Below are 278 nucleotides of genomic sequence, written 5' to 3' on the forward strand. Positions count from 1 at the left end.
TGGACAGCGAGGTCTCCGGCCGTGTGAATAATGGGAACGAGCTTGATAGCACCCCCCGGCACGCCGCCAGCCTTTGGCTCGATTACACCTTCCCGGAAGATACCGCGCTCGAAGGTTTCGGCATCGGCGGCGGTGTTCGTTACGTTGGAAAACGTTATGGCGATGCCTCCAATACCTTTGAGATGAAGGGGCTCGCCCTTCTCGATCTCGGCGTGCATTACGAGAAGAACGGCTACCGCGCCTCGCTTATGGTGCAAAACTTGACTGATAAAGAATAT

General features: G+C 55.8%; 1 protein-coding gene. It reads left to right on the forward strand.

Features of this window, described 5'->3' with window-relative positions; translation table 11 throughout:
- The coding region (locus tag EN850_RS36145) for a TonB-dependent receptor (RefSeq protein WP_136093113.1) at positions 1–278 on the forward strand (278 nt) is incomplete at both ends.

Origin of the sequence: Mesorhizobium sp. M8A.F.Ca.ET.207.01.1.1, assembly GCF_004794715.1 — a bacterium.
GTDB lineage: Bacteria > Pseudomonadota > Alphaproteobacteria > Rhizobiales > Rhizobiaceae > Mesorhizobium.